At 47.5% G+C, this 20,955-nt stretch carries 21 protein-coding genes and 2 pseudogenes; 15 read left to right on the top strand and 8 right to left on the bottom strand.

Annotated elements, in window-relative coordinates; all coding sequences use genetic code 11:
- Positions 1 to 20: 20 nt before the first annotated feature.
- From H6G17_RS34580 to H6G17_RS09045, 4 genes and pseudogenes are all read right to left on the bottom strand, one after another.
- Positions 21 to 215: pseudogene (locus H6G17_RS34580) on the bottom strand (hypothetical protein); the annotation flags it as partial.
- Positions 197 to 1,741, bottom strand: coding sequence for a hypothetical protein (locus tag H6G17_RS32540; RefSeq protein ID WP_199316604.1), 1,545 nt, complete (start codon positions 1,739 to 1,741; stop codon positions 197 to 199). The gene H6G17_RS32540 and the pseudogene H6G17_RS34580, both read right to left, overlap by 19 nt.
- A gap of 68 nt (positions 1,742 to 1,809) precedes the next feature.
- On the bottom strand, positions 1,810 to 4,698 hold the full coding sequence (locus tag H6G17_RS09040; RefSeq protein ID WP_199316605.1) for a helicase-related protein: 2,889 nt from the start codon (positions 4,696 to 4,698) through the stop codon (positions 1,810 to 1,812).
- A 169-nt stretch (positions 4,699 to 4,867) separates the two neighbouring features.
- A complete protein-coding gene (locus tag H6G17_RS09045; RefSeq protein ID WP_192156318.1) occupies positions 4,868 to 5,116 on the bottom strand; it encodes a helix-turn-helix transcriptional regulator in 249 nt (82 codons plus the stop codon).
- Between the two features lie 617 nt (positions 5,117 to 5,733).
- On the opposite strand from H6G17_RS09045, the gene H6G17_RS09050 reads away from it, so the two are divergent.
- The 10 genes from H6G17_RS09050 to H6G17_RS09100 all read left to right on the top strand — a co-directional run bounded on the left by H6G17_RS09050 (position 5,734) and on the right by H6G17_RS09100 (position 12,833).
- Entirely contained in the window at positions 5,734 to 6,495 is a 762-nt protein-coding gene (locus H6G17_RS09050; RefSeq protein ID WP_192156320.1) for a Mut7-C RNAse domain-containing protein, read from the top strand.
- A gap of 191 nt (positions 6,496 to 6,686) precedes the next feature.
- Positions 6,687 to 7,238 carry a hypothetical protein gene (locus H6G17_RS09055; RefSeq protein WP_206757152.1) on the top strand — a complete coding sequence of 184 codons (552 nt, stop codon included), beginning with the start codon at positions 6,687 to 6,689 and terminating at the stop codon, positions 7,236 to 7,238.
- Between the two features lie 154 nt (positions 7,239 to 7,392).
- On the top strand, positions 7,393 to 8,613 hold the full coding sequence (locus tag H6G17_RS09060) for a M48 family peptidase (RefSeq protein WP_192156324.1): 1,221 nt from the start codon (positions 7,393 to 7,395) through the stop codon (positions 8,611 to 8,613).
- Positions 8,614 to 8,686: 73 nt separating this feature from the next.
- Positions 8,687 to 8,827 (top strand): hypothetical protein, encoded by a 141-nt coding sequence (locus H6G17_RS09065; protein WP_192156326.1) that lies wholly within the window; start codon positions 8,687 to 8,689, stop codon positions 8,825 to 8,827.
- Entirely contained in the window at positions 8,820 to 9,143 is a 324-nt protein-coding gene (locus H6G17_RS09070; RefSeq protein ID WP_192156328.1) for a metalloregulator ArsR/SmtB family transcription factor, read from the top strand. The genes H6G17_RS09065 and H6G17_RS09070 overlap by 8 nt, the downstream gene beginning before the upstream one ends.
- 19 nt (positions 9,144 to 9,162) lie before the next feature.
- A complete protein-coding gene (locus H6G17_RS09075; RefSeq protein WP_199316607.1) occupies positions 9,163 to 9,642 on the top strand; it encodes an SRPBCC domain-containing protein in 480 nt (159 codons plus the stop codon).
- 172 nt (positions 9,643 to 9,814) lie between these two features.
- The gene (locus H6G17_RS09080) at positions 9,815 to 10,465 is read left to right on the top strand and encodes an SMI1/KNR4 family protein (protein ID WP_192156330.1); all 651 of its coding nucleotides are present in this window, start codon (positions 9,815 to 9,817) and stop codon (positions 10,463 to 10,465) included.
- 971 nt (positions 10,466 to 11,436) lie between these two features.
- Positions 11,437 to 11,826: a PadR family transcriptional regulator gene (locus H6G17_RS09090; protein WP_192156334.1), complete on the top strand. Its 390-nt coding sequence runs from the start codon at positions 11,437 to 11,439 to the stop codon at positions 11,824 to 11,826.
- 162 nt (positions 11,827 to 11,988) lie between these two features.
- Positions 11,989 to 12,147, top strand: coding sequence for a hypothetical protein (locus H6G17_RS09095; RefSeq protein ID WP_192156336.1), 159 nt, complete (start codon positions 11,989 to 11,991; stop codon positions 12,145 to 12,147).
- A gap of 140 nt (positions 12,148 to 12,287) precedes the next feature.
- Entirely contained in the window at positions 12,288 to 12,833 is a 546-nt protein-coding gene (locus tag H6G17_RS09100; RefSeq protein WP_192156338.1) for a tyrosine-type recombinase/integrase, read from the top strand.
- Positions 12,834 to 12,881: 48 nt separating this feature from the next.
- Here H6G17_RS09100 and H6G17_RS09105 read toward each other — a convergent pair whose 3' ends face one another.
- Positions 12,882 to 13,721, bottom strand: coding sequence for a tyrosine-type recombinase/integrase (locus H6G17_RS09105; RefSeq protein WP_347276417.1), 840 nt, complete (start codon positions 13,719 to 13,721; stop codon positions 12,882 to 12,884).
- Positions 13,722 to 13,881: 160 nt separating this feature from the next.
- Here H6G17_RS09105 and H6G17_RS09110 point away from each other — a divergent pair, with 160 nt between their 5' ends.
- Both H6G17_RS09110 and H6G17_RS09115 read left to right on the top strand, forming a co-directional pair.
- The gene (locus H6G17_RS09110; protein ID WP_192156340.1) at positions 13,882 to 15,294 is read left to right on the top strand and encodes a hypothetical protein; all 1,413 of its coding nucleotides are present in this window, start codon (positions 13,882 to 13,884) and stop codon (positions 15,292 to 15,294) included.
- Positions 15,295 to 15,370: 76 nt separating this feature from the next.
- Complete coding sequence (locus H6G17_RS09115) at positions 15,371 to 16,606, top strand: AAA family ATPase (protein ID WP_192156342.1); 1,236 nt, start codon at positions 15,371 to 15,373, stop codon at positions 16,604 to 16,606.
- A gap of 23 nt (positions 16,607 to 16,629) precedes the next feature.
- Here H6G17_RS09115 and H6G17_RS09120 read toward each other — a convergent pair whose 3' ends face one another.
- A complete protein-coding gene (locus H6G17_RS09120; protein WP_192156344.1) occupies positions 16,630 to 16,839 on the bottom strand; it encodes a hypothetical protein in 210 nt (69 codons plus the stop codon).
- A gap of 43 nt (positions 16,840 to 16,882) precedes the next feature.
- A complete protein-coding gene (locus H6G17_RS09125; RefSeq protein WP_192156346.1) occupies positions 16,883 to 17,203 on the bottom strand; it encodes a HigA family addiction module antitoxin in 321 nt (106 codons plus the stop codon).
- An 89-nt stretch (positions 17,204 to 17,292) separates the two neighbouring features.
- Between H6G17_RS09125 and H6G17_RS09130 the strand changes: the two genes are divergently transcribed.
- Entirely contained in the window at positions 17,293 to 18,927 is a 1,635-nt protein-coding gene (locus tag H6G17_RS09130) for an ISL3 family transposase (RefSeq protein WP_192156348.1), read from the top strand.
- 65 nt (positions 18,928 to 18,992) lie between these two features.
- Here H6G17_RS09130 and H6G17_RS34585 read toward each other — a convergent pair.
- Positions 18,993 to 19,251, bottom strand: a pseudogene (locus tag H6G17_RS34585) (type II toxin-antitoxin system RelE/ParE family toxin).
- Positions 19,252 to 19,464: 213 nt separating this feature from the next.
- Between H6G17_RS34585 and H6G17_RS32545 the strand changes: the two are divergent.
- Positions 19,465 to 20,094 carry a transposase domain-containing protein gene (locus H6G17_RS32545; protein WP_199316608.1) on the top strand — a complete coding sequence of 210 codons (630 nt, stop codon included), beginning with the start codon at positions 19,465 to 19,467 and terminating at the stop codon, positions 20,092 to 20,094.
- Positions 20,054 to 20,860 carry a transposase gene (locus H6G17_RS32550; protein ID WP_242038302.1) on the top strand — a complete coding sequence of 269 codons (807 nt, stop codon included), beginning with the start codon at positions 20,054 to 20,056 and terminating at the stop codon, positions 20,858 to 20,860. Before H6G17_RS32545 ends, H6G17_RS32550 begins: the two co-directional genes overlap by 41 nt.
- Positions 20,861 to 20,955 lie beyond the last annotated feature (95 nt).

The following is a 20,955-nucleotide window of genomic DNA, read 5'->3' on the forward strand; positions in this document are numbered from 1 at the left end:
AAGGGATTTAAATCCACCCCATAGATGCAATTTTGAATTACATCTCGAATCGCTAGCTTTAAAGGTTCGCTGCCTGGCTCTGCTTCTTGGGTGCGGACTTTGGCTAATTCTTTACCGATACGACGTGCTGCGGCTAAAAGAAAATGTCCCGAACCACAAGCTGGATCGACTATTTTTAGACTTAATAATGCTTTTTCTAATTCGTAATTCGTAATTCGTAATTAGCTTTTGTAGTACGAATTTTTTCTTCAATTACAGGTTCTAATGCCGTTTTTATCAGTTGTTGTACGAGTTGGGGTGGGGTATAGTAAGACCCCGTGGTTTTGCGATCGCTCCCAAATACCAATTTAAATTCGTAATTCGTAATTCGTAATTCGTAATTAAATGTTGAATTACGAGTTACGAAGTCTGAGTCACGGGTTACTTGGGGATGAAAGTCTAACAAACTCTCGTAAACGCTCCCCAATTCTTCCACATCTAACGCCCCATAATTCACCCGCCGCAATTGTTCTTTATCTTGATACAGCGACAGGTGGCGAATTGCTACTAGTAAATCGTAGTTATCAATCGCAAGATCGCCTAAATCTGGCAGCGTATCGGAGCCAAATAGATCGCCATTTAAAGGCGACAATCCTAATAATCTTCCCCGCCAGTTTTCATCAAACAACAGAAAAGTGACCCACAATCCCTGCCACAAATCTTGAAAACCTTCCCGCCGCCAACTAGGACGTTCCGCTAACTCTCGCAGTCGCTCAATGCTGTAGTATTCGCGGTAGATTCGCTCTTTCTCTCTATCTTCTCCGATTAACAATAAATTCCGCGACTCTGCCACCATTAAAAACAGCAGACGATAGATTAGCCGCAATAATTGACGATAATAATTTAATTCGTAATTCGTAGTTCGTAATTCGTAATTATTAGAAAACTTTTGTCGCAAGTGTTCGTTATTTGGGTGTTGCAGAAAACCCGTACCTAACTGGATCAAAGCTTTTTCTACACCGTCCCGCAGGCGATCGCGGACTCGTCCTCCCTGTTGCAATGCCTGCTGATGGTAATATTCCAGCAAGCACTTATCCGCATCGTCCATTCCTTGAGGCAAGCGGGAACGGTGGAACAGGCGATAAAACAGTCCAAACTCGGCAAAATTCTCGCCGTTGAGAATTTGCTCTAGGTCAAATTCAATATAGGTAAGGCGAGTCATCAAGGAAGAGTCGCGCAGTAACCGCCAGCGCAAACCGTTAGTTGCGATCGCCCACAAGTGTTCCGTCTTGTTGAGATATTCCTGCACCAGTGCATGGGCTGATAACCTGGGAGTACCGCTAGGGGGACGCCGATCCACCTTTACCCGACAACCGATAATGTGGATGGGTGGCTTGTTTTCTCCTGGTTCGGCGCGATGAGAAATTGCATAAGTTTGTCCCTCCACCACTTCAGCTTTGGCAGTGTAAACGGGGTCGTAGCCGAGGCTTCGTAACAGCGGCACTGCCCATTCGCGGGTAATCGTTGTCGCTGGATCGTCCGCGTCCAACCTTAATAACGCTCGTTGAAACGCCGCCCAGTAAGCTTTGGCATCTCCCCAAGCAGTAGCAATCTCGTCTGCTAGCTTGTCCGTTTTGGCAAAACCAAAATCCTCCGGTGCTTGTCCTTTGATACTGCCCGTCAGCACCAGAGAAGTCAGATCTGGAGCGATTAAGTTGCCTTCAATTTGGACGGCTGTAATTGTAGATGCTACTGATTTCATAAAACTCAAAATTAAAAATTCAATAATTCCAGACAGAAGCGATTGCACCTGGACGAAAGTTGTAATTCCTAAGTCCTTTTGCGCTGCCCTGGTTGGAGAATGTAAACGCCCAGAATGTCCATCGGTAGCTGAGGTTTAACCTGGATCTGCCCTTCTTTGGTAATTGCTCTGACGCGCCGATGCGATTGAGAAAGTTCGTGCGATCGCTCTCTAGCAAACAGTTCCAAATCTGGCTCTAGTTCGGTGATTCTGTTGAGCAACTCCTGTAATTCCATTTGTTTCATGGCTTGTGGAACGTCGCTTACCGGAGTAGCTTGTTGCAGCAGGGACATTGCCTCTTGGGGCGAAAGCCAAATCGGATCGGACGGAGAACCAGTAAATCCAACTACGGCACACTCTTCCGCCAGCAATGTTTGATGTTTGTGACTATCTAACAAGTGTCGCAGCCGTAACAACAGCAAAGTCGTGCGCTTCAGGACAGCATCCGTCGTGGTAAAGCCGCACCGCGCTGCTTTGGGATCTTTAGCGTTTTCTAGTGCATCTTCGAGGATGTAACGCGCTAAAGCTTCAACTAGGGGGTGATTTCGTCCCACGTATTCCACCCCTTCTAGTGCAGGGGTTGTAAACGTTAGCAACCGCGACTTATTTCCTACGCAACTAATGTCGGGCGGGACACCCGCCCGCCCGTTGCTTAGCAATGGCTGGAGAAATTCCGGTGGTGTTGGCAACAGCCATCCCTGCTTTTTCTCGATTAGCCCCAAGTTCAAGCTTGAGCAAGCAGATTGCACGAACCGCTCCACATCTCGCTCGTTGCCTAAAATCTCGTCAGAGTCAATCAATTCCCGTTCTACATCCTCTGGCTTGATAGTGCGCTGAGCAAAGCGGGTGCGGCTGGCTTTTTCTCGTTCTACTGCTTTATCCCAACTCTTGTGGACTTGCTCGACGGCAGAATCTTCATCCTCTAACAAATCCAGCAGCGACAGCTGCACGGCATCGGTAGCGCGATCGAACAGAGATTTAAACACCGCTTCCGATACGGTAGTGCTGTCCATCGGCACGGGAACGGTAATCCCCAAGGTTTTGTGGATCTGCACGGCTTTGCGAATCAAGACTTCTAGCACTGCACCATCTACGGGATTATCCTGACCGTAAAGCAGGCAGCTTTTAACTTTCGAGACAGGTTGACCGTAGCGATCGATCCGCCCTTCCCTTTGCTCCAAGCGATTTGGGTTCCAGGGCAAGTCATAATGTAAAACAGCACTAAAATGCGATTGCAGGTTTACCCCTTCGCTCAAACAATCCGTAGCCACCAGAACTCGTTGAGGATAAGACTTCAACTCTTCTAGGCGAATTTCCCGCTCGTCTTCCGATAGTTCTCCAGTAATTGCAATGACTCGAATTTGGCTACCTTTTTTCTCTAGTTTTTGTTTGAGAGCATCGGCAACATAGTTAGCAGTGGCAATATAGCGACACCAGAGAATGGGGTTCATCCCTTCTTTGAGCAAAGATTCAACAATGGCGATACACGATTGCAACTTCAGATCGCGATCGCCCCGCAGTTTCTCTGCGGCTTGGATAAAAGCTTTCAACTGCCTTCTGTCCGCATCCCTGTAGGTTTGCTGTCCCTGTTCCACAGCCACTGTAGGTTGAGCATCTACAGATTGTTCTTGTTCTGTAGGGTCGTAGACGTAGGAACTCATCAGTTCCTCGTCCAAAGGCGAGTCTTCAATTTCCCTGCTTCCAACTCCCGCTCCCCGACTCCCAATTTGCTTGCTCAACGTTGCCACTGCCGCTGCTGGCGAAGACATGACGCAACGAATTAAAGCCAACGCCGACCAGTATCGTCCCCGACGTTGGGCATAGCTCATCTCCTGTGTCGTAGTTTTTACTAAACCGCGAGCGAAGTTGTAGACATCCTCGAATAGCTCTCGATACTCTTTCGATAGCTTGTAGGGCTGTTCTTGCGACTCTCTTTCTGGAAAAGGTGTCTCATTCCCCAACCACAGCTTGACATCCGCCCGCCGCCGCTGGACGAAATGGCTGGCTAATTTGTCTCGCTCCTCTTTCGTCAGGCGATCGAGACTCAAATGCTCGAACTCTGACTGGAGCAACCCTAGCAGCGACAAAAAAGATTCTTCAATGCCGCTGTGGGGAGTGGCAGTCAGCAACAATACATGGCGGTCTTGTTTCTTGGCAATCTGCTCGATTAATTGATGGCGTTGTTGTTGGGACGTACTCTTGCTGCCTGGACGAGTACAAGTATGCGCCTCATCCACGATTACCAAATCTGGACAGTGAGTGATAAAGCTAGCACGACGACGCTCTGCCTTGGCATAGTCCAAACTGACAATCAGGTGACGATAGTAACTAAAAATATGGGAACCGTTCGGCACTCCTCGCTCCAACTTGGAAGCCGTACCGGAACGTACTACGATTGCATCAATATGAAACTTTTCTCGTAATTCCTGCTGCCACTGGTCGCACAAATGCGGAGGGCATAGAACGACTAATCGCTTTGCCTCGCCCCGATCCAACAATTCGCGGGCAATTAATCCAGATTCGATGGTTTTACCAATCCCGACATCATCCGCAATCAGCAGCCGTACCGTCTCTAATCTCAGCGCCATCAACAGGGGAACGACTTGATAAGGACGGGGACGCAACGATAAACGTCCCAAGCAGCGAAACGGTCCCGCACCACTCCGCAGCAACAGACGTGCTGCATCCATCAGCAAGAGCGCAGCACAATGATCTTGTACTCGATCGCCTTGAGGTAAGGGAAAAGTGGCTGATTCAATAGCTTCCAGCCCTAGCTCTCGATAGATCCCAGCGATTTCGTCTTCATTCCCACTCAACGGACGCAAGCGGATAACGTCCTCAAGTTTGGACGGCAGCACAACCCACTGCCGACGGCGACAAGTAACTATAGAACCTGGTGTAGGATTTAGTTTTTCCATCACTGTGTCCTTTGAGCGCGAGCTGCTTGCGTTCCTGTAAATAAGGCACGCAGATATTCCTTGATGAAAGCCATATGCCACCAACCCCCGCTCTCTAAAAGTGTTTGTTTAGTAAGTGGCGATCGCCGCAAAAGTGCCGTTAGACGAAAGCCGCTTTTTCATTTGAAAACTAATTAGCTAAATACTTCTGCAACAATTCCTCGCCGCGATCGCCCATTTGTTCTATACATTGCCAAATCTGCTGCTGCGCTAGCGGTAAAGGTTCGCTACGCCCGTTTTCCCACCGATTAATCGAACCGCAGGTAACTCCCAAATGAGCTGCGAATTGTTCTTGTGTCAGCCCAACCAACAACCGTAATTCGCGAACGAGCTGACCGATTTGTGGCTGATTCATTACTAAAGGTCTTTTGACTGACATCTGACTTCTAAACTCCAGTTCGGGCGCTATATGGGTTAACACTTGTCGCATCACATCCCACATCCTATTTGCTGTAGAGATTTAGCGTAACCAGAGAAAATCACGATCTTCGGTCGGCAACGAACTACAGTAATTAAATGGAATTAGACAAATGATTAGCTTTCCTTATTCAAAAGATTTACTGAAGGCAATAGCTAATTTATTTGCGATCGGCAAGCTTTTTTAGCACTACCTATACAAAAACTTTATTTAGTAGAAATGTCTTGCGTAAATTCCGCAAATATATAATAGGTATGAATAAACAACGGCAGTTTTAAATGTTGTCCGTACACTGACGTTGTGTAGCTTTTATTGACTGGACAAAGCAACACGAGCAGCAGTTTTTGGTAGCGAAAACTCGTTCGTAAGTGGGGGAAGTGCAGATAATTTGACCTCAAGCAGTATGTTCAGATCGCTAGTGAAGGCTTAGAATATCACAGGTTTCTATTACGTGAGGTTATGACCTGTTTCTATTACGTGAGGTTATGACCTGAGCCAATGAAGAGCGAAGTAGGAAAGAGCTTGGGAAAGGCAGTTGTTATCTTGCCTTCCTGTTGAGTAAACCCAACCAGATGCTGATGGAGCGAGTTTATTTTCAATTTCATGCCGAACTAAATGACTTTTTGCCTCCAGTGAAAAGACAGGTTTGGTTCGTGCGCCAATTGCAGGAAAAGGCAGCCGTCAAAGACGCGATTGAAGCTTTGGGCGTACCGCACCCAGAAGTTGACTTAATTTTAGTTAATGGCGAATCAGTTGATTTTTTCTATTTAATTGGCGATGGCGATCGCGTTAGCGTTTATCCTATTTCAGTAAGAGTTGAGGCAAGTCCTTCCTCTCGCGTGCGACCACCACAGCTAGCTCAGATCCAGTTTGTCCTGGATATCCATTTGGGCAAACTTGCTACCTACTTGCGTTTGTTGGGCTTCGACACCTTGTATCAAAATGATTACGAGGATGAAGAGTTAGCTAAAATTTCTAGTCGCGATCGCAGAATTTTATTAACCAAAGAGCGGGGTTTGTTGAAGCGCAGTATTGTCATCTACGGCTACTGCGTGCGGGAACAAGACCCGTTTAAGCAAGTAGTGGAAGTCTTGCGACGCTTCGATTTATTTAACGCGATCGCCCCTTTACAAAGGTGTTTGCGCTGCAATGGTTTGTTGCAATCGGTGAGTAAAAAAGAAATTGGCGATCGCCTCCCACCTAAAACGAAAGAATTTTCCGATAAATTCTCAATCTGTCAGGAATGCGCCCAAATTTACTGGCAAGGCGCACACTTTAGCCGCATCCAAAATTTTATCAAACGGATTCAAATGAGTATGACCAAAACCCACTCGTCATGAAATCACTCAATCACTGCTCGATCCTGAATACAACTTTCAACCTCGAACAAATGAATTACTTGAGCAATATATCTATTCGCATATCTTCCTGGCTGCTACGTTAAGTATCTTCACCGGATAGTGGCAGTGGTCAACAAAGCGCGTGTGTCTAGTGGCAGAATGAAAAGCATTAGACTTGAAGATCGATGAATATGCCTTTTAACATCCGTCAGCTAGATAATCTCTCCTACGATGATGTTGAACCGATCCTCGATGACTACATCAATGGTGCGCTCGAACAATTTGTCAACTCTCCTGAAGGAGAAGCCCACCTCAAAAACTACCCAGAAGGCGGCGGCTGGATTGGCACATTCATTGAAATGGGCTACAACTACGGCGAGACGACGCTGCCCAAAATGACGAAAGGGGACGTACAAACCCTGATGGAATATACTCTGCCGCGCAAAGTCACCATTTTCGCTCCGGCTGAAGCCGAAGATGCCATTCCCGAACTGGTTGCCTTCTGGCAGTTTCTCCAACGGGAATACAACCTTCGCAGCGCCAAGGCGATCGTCAAATATCTGGAATCGCTGGCATCCGAATTTCCCAACATGATGAGCGATCCCTCTAGAGGTGGTATTGCTAAAGCATTTATGATGATGGGTCATCAAGCTGGATTTGATATGACCGCTCCCGAAGGCGTTCAAGCATTTCAACAACAGTACAACACAACGCCAGCCTCAAATCCGACACTCCCGACCTGACTACCAATGCGCTGAAAAATTTGATTCAGGGGGGATTAGCTCTGCCGGACTCCGAGCGATCGACTCCATCCCCGTCCAAACCGAAAGGAATGGGAATGCAAAAGACTCCGCCCGCGAACAAGACTTCTCGCAAGAGAACTAGCCGTAAGAAGAAATGACGCTCCGAATTCGTGGAGTCGTCAAAGCGGCTCAAAAGGCGCAAGATAGCTTAAATAGTGGCATCCCCTCCCAGGAGGTTGCTGCTTTTAAAGCATTTGTCACTAGCTCGCTTGAATTGATCGAGCGGTTATGCGATCGAGGGCGGATGACACCAGAGCAATTGCCAAGTAGATCGCGTTTGGCTTACTCTTTTCTCAAAGGGATCGATCTGGACAATCTGCCGATGTTGGAAAGCCGTATTGTCTCTCCAAAAAAAGCGCCGATTGGTGTCAAGAACATTAAAGGAAAGCAACGTAGTATATTGCAGCAACTCTCATCTTTGGCTGCTAGTCCCACCCCAAAACCCGATCTATTCCAAAAGCTGCTTGACTCATTAACACAAGCTGTTGCAGAAATTGAAAACATTTGCTGCCAACAACAGGCAGCACCAGCCGACTTAAGTAATTCCTCTAGCTCAATTTATGCTTGGATGAAGTTTTTGAGCGATCGATCCCATCTACAATTGCACCTTCAGGCGACTCGTTCTACCTGGCAAATTGCTCAAGCAGTTTCTAGAAAGCATTGTCAGGAGTTAGGAAATGTAACAGTTGAGGTGACGTACCAGGCAGGATTGTACAAATACAAGCGGCAAGGAAACGTTGCTACTCTCACTATCAGCGAAGGATTTATCCATGCCAACGGGGAAGTTTTGACAGCACTGGTGACAGACGCATTGCTGGGCAAGAGCCAAGAGCGATCGCGGCTCATCAATGATTTTGCTGGTTCGCCAGAATATAGTCAAGTACTATTGGAGTTGGACTCGTTTGCCCGTGCAAATCGAGACAAAGCTCAAGGCAAGTGCTACGACTTGGAAGAGTTATTCGATCGACTCAATCGCGAGTATTTTGCTTCAACTTTGGTCAAACCACGTCTGGATTGGAGCCAACTCCAAACTTACCGCAAGTTTGGCTACTATCACCCAGCTAAAGACCGAGTGGTTATCAGCTCAACTCTGGATGATGCCAGAATTCCCCAGTTTGTGGCTGAGTTTGTCTTGTATCACGAACTCCTACACAAATATCATGGGGCAAAATTAGTAAATGGCAGGCGTATGGTTCACACTCGTGAGTTTCGCCGAGACGAGCAGCAGTTTAAGTTTTATCAAGAGGCTTCTAGATGGCTGGAAAAGTTGGCTTGGAACCAATCCCAGGTTTTTGAGCTAGAGCAATGGCTGTAAGTTATCCAGCTTGGGTTGCATCAAAAGCTTGAGACACAGTCGTTTAACGTTGCTGGTGAAACTCAGGCCAACAGTGAAATTCTCTTCATTCTATGTTGCTGCATCAGCGCAGCCGTATACCTATGGTGATATTGCCGCCTCGATCGCCAACATCCGCTGCTGGGAATACTTGACACGGCATTTATCGCCAGCTATCATTCAACCATATGGTTGAATTAAATGCGGCTCTCGATCTGATTTTTGCTGCTCTCGCCGATGCGACACGCAGAGACATCCTTGGGCGTGTATCGAGAGGAAAACACACCATTAGCGAATTAGCCCGATCGTATGCCATGTCTTTAGCAGCGGTGGCGAAGCACGTCAGCGTGCTTGAGAAAGCAGGACTAGTGACTAAGTGTCGAAGTGGCAAGGAGAAAGTGATTCGGATTGAACCAAAGGCGATCGAAGTCGCCGCAGCGCATCTGAGTCAGTATGAAAAAGTCTGGGCTGCCCGCTTCGATGCCTTGGAAAAATTAGTCGAAGAAAATTGACAAGTAGGAACATAACTGTATGGCAGATCTAAAAGTCACAGTCCCAGAAAATTCACAAAATATCTTGGGCATCGTCACGATCGATGCTTCTTTAGAAAAGGTATTCGAGGCATATGTTAAAGAGGAACTCTTCGCTCAATGGTGGTGTCGTGGTAATCCAATGAAAGTGTATCGCTTTGATTGTCGAGATGGCGGCAGCTGGCATATTGCCGAGCAATCGGAAGATGGTAATGAGTATGAATTTACTGGTTGTTTTCACGAAGTCGCTCAAAATCAACGTATTGTGCAGACGTTTGAATTTTTGGGGATGCCAGAACGCGGACACGTCATGCTGGAAAAAGCTGAGTTTGTATCGATTAACGATCGTACAACTGAGATTCGGACGCACAGCACCGCCATGAACCAAGAAGACCGTGATGGCATGGTGGCAAGCGGAATGGAAAGCGGCTGGCGGCAGTCAGTTGAAGCCCTTGGTAAGCTTTTAGAATCAGACAACTAGCTTTCGCAAGCTGGTCTAAAGACCGATTCTGGTTGGAAACAGCCGATTCCAGGAGATCGATCGGGGTGTCGCATCACAACCGCGCTGCACCGGAACGTAGCAATACGGTCGGTTGAGTTGCAAAGGTTATATGCCGTCGCTACATTTTGCCGTTAGGCTTGACAAGCATTCTATGGAATCCATCAACGAACAAATCACGCGCATCTCGGAGAAACTAGGGAGAGTTGCTACGTGCACGCCTAGTAATGTTTTTGGAGTAGAAGGACATAGATTTCTCCTCCATCAGCCACTGGAAGTCCCTGACGTAGAAAGATTTGAAGCCAAATACCAAGTAAAACTTCCCGTCGGTTATCGCGCCTTTATCACTCAAGTTGCGAACGGTGGTGCAGGACCAGCCTATGGAATGTTTTCCCTTGAGTGTGCTTTAAGGTGTCGCTTAACGGAGTCCCCTATTGACGTTGTTCCAGATGACATCCTAAAATTCCCCTTCCAGCATACTTCAGCTGACAATCCCGCTCGGGATGATGAAGTCATTGCTATGTTCGAGCAAGCCGATCCGGGGGAAATTACTCTAGATGAACTTGATAAGTACCAACTTTACCTACTTTACCTAAGTGCGGGCACGCTCGCTTTATGTCACGAAGGCTGTGGTTATCTGCATAGATTGGTTGTGAGTGGACCAACCCGTGGACAAATGTGGCTTGATGGTGAAGTCAGCGAGCAAGGATACTACCCTCTTGGGGTGAGCTTCTTAGAGTGGTATGAGAAGTGGCTTGATGATGTTATTGCTGGCGGTAGGGGAACTTGGTGGTTCAATGCCTAACAGTTCACTGGAGTCGGACGGCAGGGTTATACAGCCTCAGTAGATTATTTTTCTGTTGACTCGAACGACGCTCTGTTGTGTAATCGCCGATAACTCTTACCTTCAGGCAATCGAGCGTCAGCGAAACGCCGTGTTGCCCGATTGCTCACCGCGCTCCATGCGATCGCGCGCTCGCCAACAACCGATCGCATAACACTGGTTCCTAGCTATTTTCACGTATTCAGTCATGGCATGGTTGGGTAACCTAATTCCCTAGATTGCTAGCAATTTTAGAAACCTACTACCAAAATTTCATTGCCGTCCGTAGTTGCAATTCACCAGCCCCTAGCAATGGAGCGGAAAATTTAGCCCTCAACCACAATTAGCCAATCTAGAGTTGGTAACCGCGCGATCGTTCGCGAACGATCGCTCTTCCACCCCGCCCCTGGACGCACCATCGTTCGCTCTTCCACCCCGCCCCTGGACGCACCATCGTTCGCTCTTCCCAGCCCAAACGAAGTTAACCGCGTCTCACTCGAGCGCGAAACTAAAGTTTTGCACTCAAATCTATCACAGAGAAAATATTAATTATTGCTAAAAGAGCTGCTCCAGTTTTTGACTATCAGATACCCTCTTGGCAGTTAACGCTCGTCAATTTTATGCCAACAACGATTGAAACTCAATTGGTCGATTTTTTGCAGCAGCAGGCTCGGAATTTGGGCTGCTTCAACTCTAGCTAGCACTGGCTCAATCTCAAACGACACATTTGTTACCAATCGTCCTGTGGCAAGAGAATTTGTTGAGTTTAGAACAACTAGAACAAGTATTCGATTGGTGGTCAACAGCTGCAGAGATCCAACTACGAATCCAGTCAGAAAAACCAACAATAGCAAGAATTAGTTAGACAGCGAAAGTTGAGACAGCGTTTATAGTAGGAGCGACACAAATTATTTACTGGCTAGAAAAAATATTAGTCCATGATAATTGAGGCTATGACAATTGAGGAGATCTATCAGTTTTTTGCGACCCAGCCACCGATTTATTTAAGCAGCGAACAGGCAGTTTGCTATGTGCTGTCGGTTTTGCTTATAGAGGAATCCTACGGCACCCGACTGATCCAAAAACTGGAAAGCGACTACCCGCCGTATCGACTGTCTGATACTGTCCTCTACGCAGCACTGAATTTTTTGGAAACTGAAAGAGCGTTAGCGCAGCTGAACGAAGTTATCGCTTCGCGCCCTCAAAAAGTAGATGGGCGCGGTCGTCCGAGGCGGATGTATTCGGTCAGCCCCCAATGGCTTGATGAGGCACAAAAACTCGCCGCTTTATGGCGAGGATTCGTTACCAAACAGCCACAAGTAGCTTCATCTGTTGCCGTTTGAAGCGCGATGCGATACGTGCGGTATGCTCTTCGACCATGCACACGCATTCGCGAAGCGACCTTCGCATCCAAGTCGCGAGCGTGCGATCGGATCTCAACTAGATGCTACTGGGCACCAACGCCAAAAGCAAAGCAGCTGCTGACTACTTAGGAGGCAATCGATTTGAAGGACACAACACCACAAAATCCCCCACCACAAAACTCTCAGCCACCAGTCACCCGTTGGGAACTGATCGACGCGATCTCCAAACTGTACGTGATTCGGGACGATCCAAATCAATTGAAAAAGACTCTCAATAAACCCAGAAAGCCTTATTGCTAGTAGTTGCAAAAGTCCGAGTCAACGTGTTGTCGGGTTTAAGTTTGAGCGATTTTTCCTGACTTGACGAAATCCCCAAAACATCAAGTCGCTCTTTGCCGTAGGATAGGAATTGTGAAGTAAATCTAAACCCAATCTCACAAGTGAAGATCAAAGGCAACGGACGCGCCAAGATACTAACTCAAGCTGAACTAGAGCGCCTATTTACACGCGGATTTCTTAGCTCTAGGGACAAGCTGCTATTCGCGATCGCTTACTACTGTGCCTGTCGCGTCAGTGAAGTGCTGGCGCTGACCGTGGAAGATTTAGCGGGTAGTGTAGTGACGCTGCGTAAATGTACCACTAAAGGCAAGATGGCGACGCGCACGCTGCCTTCGCACCCGAAGCTACAGGGATATTTAGCAGCTTACGATCCACCGTCTGGTCTGTTATTTCCAGGACGCAGTGGAGACAAGCCACTCACCAGAGCAGCTGCCGATCTGATCCTCAGAGCTGCTTGTAGAAGAGCGAGGATTAGGGGAGCTTCGACTCATTCATTTCGTCGCACGGCGCTGACGAATATGTCTAATGCCAACGTGCCGATCCGCGTGATTCAGGAAATATCAGGGCATAAATCGCTCACAGATCTCCAGCGCTATCTAGAGGTGAAGCCAGACCAAGTAGAGTCAGCGATCGCACTATTGGTTTAGTTTACAACTTAGCACTTGAGGAGAGAGTGGACGAGGCGGGTATTGTGGCTAGATTTTTTGGTAAAGTTGGCGCTGCCATCGGGTAGGGGTAAGCCAGTAGCCGTGAGGCATTTTCTGGAGTTGAGGAAACAGCAAGAACGCACCCAGGAGGTAATCGATCAATTTGTCGTAGCTCTGGATGCGGGTGAAAGATTGCAGTTGTCTTAGTACCGCCAAGAATGCTTCAGACGTTTCCACTCCCATCATCATCATCTCTCGTTCTTGCTGCTGATTAAACTCGACTTTCGTACCGTGCCAATTCCACAGTAAGCAGCACTGCTGTAGGGATAGATGAAGCGGTTGCAGTAGCAATGCGGCACGATAGAAGAGTCCAGAGCGCCTCAGCATATAGGGGTGAATTGGAAAAGTCAGGTTGGCAATCTTGCCTGCTTGAGCAATTAAATAGTGTAGCGATCGCTCGCCCAGGCGCGTTTGCCGTTCTGTGGCAAACAACCAATCGCATCGACGCTCAAGCGCCAGTTGTCGCAGGATCTCGACTTCGGCGGCGCAGAGGAGTTGAAGATTGATTTGTTTGTGGAGACGAGCGCCACTTTTGAGTTCGCGATTGCGGATGAGGTAGAGCGTTTTTCCAGTCAAGTCTAGGTCCGCTCGGCGCAGCCAACACAGCTCAGATGGCTGTAGACATTGGCAAAATAAAGTCATCGCGATCGCCTTGTTCCTGGTGGGGTAACGAGTCTGCTCCATCGCGGCGATGACGGCATCAACTTCATGAAGGTAAAGAAATTCGCGTTCGCGGCGTTGTTGGAATACAGTTTTGAGTGGTGGCGGTGTCCTGGGCATGAAACAAATAAATTTTTCGGCAAAGTCCGCGATCTTATCGTGCCACACGATTTGTCACTGTGAAGGCGATAACGAGAACTACGACGAGTGCTCCGCGCTTCGCCCCAACTTAAAGGGGTGAGCGTTGAATATTCAGATTCTAACTGGAAAATAAAACTGATATTCTAAATAGAATATCAAATAGAAGATTGCAAAATACAGACATCGTATGCCACCAGTTGACCAGCTCGTAGCCCAACTCGTGCAAGAACGCTCTCAAACTCAGATGAGCGAAACGCAACAGCATTCTGCGGCAGCAACTCCCCGTTTGAGACAACTTTCTGGGCATGAGTGGCGGCATCTGGAAAAAGAGCCAATCTATTTACTCAAGCTGACAGTCAAAGTGGGAGTGCAATCGTTGAAGTTGGACGGCTCCCACTTAGGGATTGGGGATGATGTCTTGAGATTGTTGGAAAGTGAGGCAAAGGGGGGTTACGCCGCCAAGATCAACCACCGCCTCAAAGATGCTGCAACCAAACTCCAAGCACGACAGAAAATCATCTACAACCGCTACACCCTTTTGAGCGAACCGTTCCGCTTCGTCCACGAATCGGTACTGCCCGATGCCCTAGAAGCAATTGAAGGAATGATGGCGGAAGCTGACTCTTTGCGGCAAGGAATTTTAGCAACATACGAATCAGAATACGCTGGCTTCTTGTCGTGGGTGGAGCAAGTACTAAAAGCCGCAGCATTAGAACCAAAAGCAATTGAGCTAGCGTTACGGCAGTATGCTGGTGCTTATCCGACTCAAAAGGAACTACAAGTAAATTCATTGCAAATTCTAGTGGAAGGACCGATAAAAATTCCTTCCCTGCTAGAGCGTTCGGAGCGCGAAGCAGAAGTGCAAAGGCAGCAAGCAGAAGCAGAGGTAGCCTCTGTCGAACGGCAAAAACTCAAGTTAATCGAGCGATCGCAACAAACGCTACAGCAGACGTTGATTTCAACTTTATATGACGCGCAAATCAGAAGTCGGGACGAAGCAGACGCAAAGCTAGCACAATTGCTAGAAAGCTTCAATTTGTCGGGAGCGGATGCGACATCAAGAACGGGGCAGAAGTGGGACACCTTAATTGCTCGCTTGCAAGTCCTGATGCAATACGATTGCGATTTAGAGCCTGTGGTGGAGAGGGCGAGGCAGCTGGGGCAACTCTACAGAAGCGACAATCCCGACTTAGAGCGAGTACAGCAGCATTTGGAAGATTTCAGAGCCATGCTGAAGCAGCGCGTGCAGCAACAAAATTCGACTGGGGAGGGACTTACTAACCTGACGAAGGCGTTGGCGCTGGATGCGGGTTACTCCGAGTTACTTCGGCAGTTAGAGGCGATCGCACAGCAACCAGATCCGGAGCAGTTACGGCAACTCAAGGGCAAGTTGGCATCGATGGAGAATTTGTTTAAATTCCGTACCAAAGACTTGCTCAAGCGCTGGGAGATTGCTGAGGCAGCCGTGCGCCAGTCCTTGGGGCTAGAAGCAACAGCCAAGACAAAGGATCTCGTTACCGCTCCAGATACCGTCGATAGCGACGAGCGCGAGCGACATGACTCGATCGACCGACCTTACGACCCAGAGGCTGGATTTTAGGAGAACTCACTTTCTAGTTGGAATACAGAATTCAGATTCTAGTTAGAAAACAAAATTAAATCATCATGATTAAATCATGGCAATCGCTAAAAACACCAAAAAGTTAGCTGCTCAAGTCTCCAACAATGCCAAGGCTGGCTCTGCTCCAGAGCGGTTGCAGCAGTTACGGCGAGAGTTGAATCAGATTTTCTTGGAGCGTTCTAGTGCGATCGATGGAGTGCTAGCCGTATTGCTCAGTGGTGGAAATGTGGTTTTATTTGGTCCGCCTGGTTGTGCTAAAAGCTGGATGTTACAGCAGCTGTGCCGAGCGATCTCTGAAGCTGTATTCTTCGATCGCCTGTTGCAACCGACCATTACACCAGACGAGTTACTAGGGCAACTGTCGCTGCGAGCATTACAGCAGCAAGACGAGCTGATCCGCAACACCAAACGCCGACTGCCGGAAGCGCACATTGCCTTTTTAGATGAAGTGTTTCGCGGCAACTCTACTAGTCTCAACGCCTTGTTGCGATTGATGAACGAACGAGTCTTCGAGAATCCAGAGCCGCAGCCAGTCCCACTACTGTTCCTGTGCGGTGCTGCCAACAACGTTCCCACTGATGGAGACTTGGATGCTTTTGTCGATCGCTTCGTCTATCGTCCTTGGTTGCAGTACGTCCGCAAATTGGGTTCCAAGCGGGAATTAATCCACCGCGCCAGACATAACATCAAACCGGAGGTGCTGGTGCGCCTGAGTTTGGCAGAAATTAAAACTTTGCAGCAGCAAGCAGCGATCGTACCTTTTTCCGACGAACTGGCAGAAGATTTAATTAAATGTCAACTGGCGCTGGAGAAGGAAGGATTTTTCATTAGCGATCGCAAGTTGCAACAGCTAGTGAAACTGCTGCAAGCTCACGCACTGGTGCAGGGCGATGAGCAAGTGTACCCAGAATCCTTTCACGAATTGCTGCCAGACTGCCTGTGGCAAAGAGATCCCAAAGAACGGCAGAAGATCGGTCAAATTTTGAATGCTTGCATTCCCGATCTCAACCAACAAGCCGTATCTTGGTACGACGCGGCAAAGGAAGAGGTCAGTACTGTGGTGAGGGCAGCTAGAGAATACGATTTGCGTCCGAACAATTCGTCCGAACAAAAATTGATCGAAGCAGCCGACAATGCCGCGAGTCGCTTAGAGGATATTGCTCGCAAGATTGAGAAATTAATCGTCGATAACAAGAGCCGCAATGCCCGACGAGCGCAGAGAATACTGACCGATATTCGCGAAGAATTGCTAGTAGAAGTTGGCGGTTATAAAAACAAAGTTTATCAATAGTTAAATGAGTTGAATGGTAGCTTCTATTCGCTATGTGACTCAATTGCTTGTTCGGGATAAAGTTGCTCGTCATTTGTTACTTTGTACCACCAGTAACCGTCACTGGAGTCGTCCAGATCGAACCAACGGCGCACGATGTGAGTTGAGCGTTCTTCACCATTCCAGTAGAGAATAACTGACTGATACAGCTGAAATTTTGGGGAGCGGACTTGAATTTTTTCTGTGCGATCCATACTGAATCGATTTACTGGAAATCTTCTAGATAAGCCTTATGCTTTAAGCACTTCTTTCTTCTTCTCGCAAGGCGAAAGTGACAATCGCATTTATCTCCTCTTCTTCTTCTTTCAGTGTTTGGTATAGCTGCCAATTTTGTTGCAGATTCAGCCAAAACTCTGGACTGTTACCAAAGAATTTTGACAGCCGTAATGCCGTACTTGGTGTTACGCCGCGCTTGCCATTCACTAACTCGTTGACTCGCTGGTAAGGAACGTGGATGTTGTTAGCTAAATCCTGCTGCGTTAGTCCTAGTGGTTCTAGAAAATCTAGCAGCAAGATTTCTCCTGGGTGTGTGGGAGGGCGATATTTGGGAATTTTCATCTATTGATACCTCAACTGCAAATATGGTTCATGGCAGCTTTTGGTGATCCTACGTCAGGATCGAGATAACTCTTTACCATTTCAAGGTTTTGGAATTCCTTCAACAGTTATTGCCTGATTCCCAGCAACTTCGATTAGAGCATTGGAACTTTGACCAAACCAATAGGCACTTGAGTGTGACTGTTTCTTCCACGCAGACTCTTGCTCAATGCCCGCTGTGCCAGGAATTGAATCGTCGGGTGCATAGCCGCTATCAGCGAACCCTTGAGGATCTGACCGTGGCTCAGTATGGAATGACCCTTCATATGCACGTTCGCAAATTCTTCTGTGTCAACCCAACCTGCCAACGTCGCATTTTCACAGAACGACTGCCCGCGGTCACCATTGCCTGGGCACGTCGGACCAACCGTCTTGCCCAATTGTTGAGCGCCATTGCACTAGCACTTGGTGGTGCAGCAGGCGTTTGCTTGAGTGACCAATTGGGCTATCGCCTGAGTCGGAATACACTGCTAAAACTCATCTCCCAACTGCCCCTACCAAAGATTATTCCGCCCCAGACTCTAGGTGTAGATGACTTTGCATTTCGCAAGGGACAACGCTACGGCACGATTTTGGTGGATTTGGATCGGCATCGTCCGATTGCTCTGTTGAAGGACCGTGAAGCTGGAACCCTCGCCGAGTGGCTGCAGCAGCATCCAGGAGTGCAAGTGTTGTCGCGCGATCGCTCCAAGGCATACAAACAGGGCATGGAGCAAGGGGCACCCGATGCGATTCAGGTTGCCGACCGATTCCATCTGCTGCAAAATTTAGCTGAGGTATTGGAGCGTTTTTTTGCCACATGCACTCAGACATTAAAAGCGGTAGACCTCGCTTATCACCGTAGCCTCGGTGCGATGATTGTTGCACCATCCAAGCCATTTACAACTCAACAAGCGCAACAGCGTCCTGAAAGGCGGCTGACTAACTACGAGCAGGTACACAAACTACGGCAACAAGGCTTGAAGGTGCTTGATATTGCACACCATTTAGGGATGGGGGAGCGGACAGTTTTTACCTATCTGGCGGCTCCCAGTTTCCCAGAATGGCAACCCCATCCCTGCCGTCCAGGTAAGAGCCTGCTTACTCCCTACAAGCCGTATCTGCTAGCGCAATGGAATGCGGGGCAGCGTCAGACCAAGCGGTTATTTGCCGAAATTCAACAGCAGGGATACAAAGGGAGTTACATGACGGTAACACGCTACACACATCAGTTGCGCCAAGCCCAACGCCAACAGTTGAGCACTCTAGAGGGACGAGGACATGCTCCTTTGGTTACAGACTTGAAGCAGCCGCCCCTGAGCGCTCGTCGAGCGGCTTGGTTGGTGTTGAAGCCCTTGAAGCAGCGCTCCGTTGAGGATGAAACTTTGCTCGCTCACTTGAAGCAGCACCCCGCTCTCACCGTCGCGATCGATCTCGCTCAGGAATTTGCAGACCTGGTGCGGCAACGCGACCCCAAGCAACTAGATCTTTGGCTTGAGCAAGCTAGTAGTAGCTCCTTGACACAATTTCAACGATTTGCCAAAAGCTTACAATCAGATTATGCGGCAGTCAAAGCTGGGGTGACATTAGCTCTTAGCAATGGACAAGTGGAAGGACAAATCAATCGCTTGAAGATGCTCAAACGACAGATGTATGGTCGCGCTGGGTTTGACCTGCTGCAACGAAGACTTTTGTTCGCCAGTTGATTTACTTCAGGTTTTCCAACGCGGATGCTCTACCCAGATCACCAAAAGCTGCCATGAACCAAATATTAGTGATAATCGACAATCTCAACCGCAGATGCTCCTTGCTCCAACCAGACAAAACAGATCCGAGGCTCGGTCGTTGATGCGAATACTATGCTGACCCTGGCGGTCGCCTTGCAGGGCTTCTAACTTGTTACCTGGTGGAACTCTCAAGTCGTTTAAAGATACGGCAGCATTCATCTGGTCTAACTTTCTACGTGCTACAGCCCACAGGTTAATCGGACAAGTTTTTCGTGCTGCTTTTGAGTCACTACCATCAAAAATCTCTTCTGTTCCTCGATCGAATGGCACTAAGATAAGGTGAAAAGTTTAGATAATAAGGGTTACAGCTTTCTGCCTCATAGCGCAGCAGGCAAACAGGTGAAGATATCGCACGCTCAGCAAGGACGAATCTGTAATGCAGTTTGTCATGCAGTAGTTAATCAAAAAATACTGTAGAGGAAAAGCTTCCAAGATCTTAAAATACTTTGTTTGATCTTGGAAGCCGTTAACACTATTACTACTGTGCCTAATCGAGTAGAAATTCTCAAGGATAAATTTACACAAAGCCTAGGCTTACCTTTCCGAGACTTGTTAAGTGAGGCTACAATTCAACAGGCTATGGATGAGTTACACATTAAATATCGTCGCCGACTTTTCGATCCATTTGTGACGCTATGGGCATTTTTATCTCAGGTTCTAGATGTAGATAAAAGCTGTCATAACACTGTGAGTAGGGTGATTGCTTATTTGGTGGGTGAAGGAGTGGAAATCCCTTCAACAGATACAAGTGCTTACTGCCAAGCTAGAGCGAGATTGCCGGAAAAATTATTAGAAAACCTTTTTAGTCAGGCGGCACAAAACATAGATGAGAAAGTGACAACAGAACATCTGTGGCATGGTCGAAATCTCAAGGTAATAGATGGTTCAACCGTCTCCATGCCTGATACTGTAGAGAACCAGAAAGCATACCCTCAACCAAAAACTCAGAAAGCTGGATGCGGATTTCCGATTGCCAAAATCGGTGTGATATTTAGTTTAGTAACAGGCGCTGCTGTTGCTGTAGTAATTGATGTGCTCAATACACATGATATCAAACTTGCACGCCCGTCTCTACCAGTTTCTTAAACCATTGGATATCCTGATAGGAGATAGAGCTTTTTGCGCTTACGCCGACATTGTCGCTATCAGAAACCTAAATTGTGATGTAGTATTCCGGAAACATCAAGCTCGAACAACATCAATGCGACAAGGGAAAATTGTCGGAGATTGTGACAAATTGGTAACTTGGTACAAACCTAAAATCTGCCCAAAAGGATTAAATAAAGATGAATGGGTTGCTCTGCCTCAAACCATAATTGTGCGAGAAATCTTCTACTACATTGTGATTCCTGGTTTTCGCACTCGGCAAGTCAGTTTAATCACTACTCTCTTAGATACAAATACTTATTCTACTCTGGAAATTGTCAGGCTTTACGGTCAACGGTGGGATGTTGAGCTAAATTTAAAACATCTCAAAAATACTTTGGGTCTGGATGTTTTACGATGTAAAACTCCCTCAATGGTACGCAAAGAAATTTATGCCTATTTGCTAGTTTACAATCTACTTCGTAGTTTGATGTGGTTGGCTGGTAATACTTCTGGTACTCCACCGTTACGCCTGTCGTTACAGGGTACTCGTCATCATTTAATTAACTTTCTGACTCAACTATTAGCTACTTCTTCAACAAAAGTAGAGCAAATTTATCGCATTTTACTCAAAGTTATTGTTCACAAAGCTGTTCCAGAACGTCCAGGTCGCAGTGAACCACGAGTCCGTAAACGTCGCCCGAAAGCTTATCCTTCCATGACCAAACCTCGACCCGAATTACGACAACAACTGCAAACTGCTTAGAATACAAATGTTTCGGCTTATCTTAGTGCCATTCGTTCCTCGATCTTTGAATGAAACAATCATGAGCGCGATCGCTGAGTTTTAACATAATAACA

It is taken from the genome of Chroococcidiopsis sp. [FACHB-1243], assembly GCF_014696895.1.
In the GTDB taxonomy this organism is placed as follows: domain Bacteria; phylum Cyanobacteriota; class Cyanobacteriia; order Cyanobacteriales; family Chroococcidiopsidaceae; genus Chroococcidiopsis.

Excerpts from the sequence above, each read along its gene's own strand:
- H6G17_RS09060 (WP_192156324.1), top strand. The coding sequence starts at position 7,393 with ATGACGCTCCGAATTCGTGGAGTCGTCAAAGCGGCTCAAAAGGCGCAA.
- H6G17_RS32550 (WP_242038302.1), top strand. The coding sequence starts at position 20,054 with ATGATATCAAACTTGCACGCCCGTCTCTACCAGTTTCTTAAACCATTG.
- H6G17_RS09110 (WP_192156340.1), top strand. The coding sequence starts at position 13,882 with ATGCCACCAGTTGACCAGCTCGTAGCCCAACTCGTGCAAGAACGCTCT.
- H6G17_RS09090 (WP_192156334.1), top strand. The coding sequence starts at position 11,437 with ATGACAATTGAGGAGATCTATCAGTTTTTTGCGACCCAGCCACCGATT.
- H6G17_RS09045 (WP_192156318.1), bottom strand. The coding sequence starts at position 5,116 with ATGTCAGTCAAAAGACCTTTAGTAATGAATCAGCCACAAATCGGTCAG.
- H6G17_RS09115 (WP_192156342.1), top strand. The coding sequence starts at position 15,371 with ATGGCAATCGCTAAAAACACCAAAAAGTTAGCTGCTCAAGTCTCCAAC.
- H6G17_RS32540 (WP_199316604.1), bottom strand. The coding sequence starts at position 1,741 with ATGAAATCAGTAGCATCTACAATTACAGCCGTCCAAATTGAAGGCAAC.
- H6G17_RS09040 (WP_199316605.1), bottom strand. The coding sequence starts at position 4,698 with ATGGAAAAACTAAATCCTACACCAGGTTCTATAGTTACTTGTCGCCGT.
- H6G17_RS09070 (WP_192156328.1), top strand. The coding sequence starts at position 8,820 with ATGGTTGAATTAAATGCGGCTCTCGATCTGATTTTTGCTGCTCTCGCC.
- H6G17_RS09125 (WP_192156346.1), bottom strand. The coding sequence starts at position 17,203 with ATGAAAATTCCCAAATATCGCCCTCCCACACACCCAGGAGAAATCTTG.
- H6G17_RS09120 (WP_192156344.1), bottom strand. The coding sequence starts at position 16,839 with ATGGATCGCACAGAAAAAATTCAAGTCCGCTCCCCAAAATTTCAGCTG.
- H6G17_RS09080 (WP_192156330.1), top strand. The coding sequence starts at position 9,815 with ATGGAATCCATCAACGAACAAATCACGCGCATCTCGGAGAAACTAGGG.
- H6G17_RS09050 (WP_192156320.1), top strand. The coding sequence starts at position 5,734 with ATGGAGCGAGTTTATTTTCAATTTCATGCCGAACTAAATGACTTTTTG.
- H6G17_RS09075 (WP_199316607.1), top strand. The coding sequence starts at position 9,163 with ATGGCAGATCTAAAAGTCACAGTCCCAGAAAATTCACAAAATATCTTG.
- H6G17_RS09055 (WP_206757152.1), top strand. The coding sequence starts at position 6,687 with ATGCCTTTTAACATCCGTCAGCTAGATAATCTCTCCTACGATGATGTT.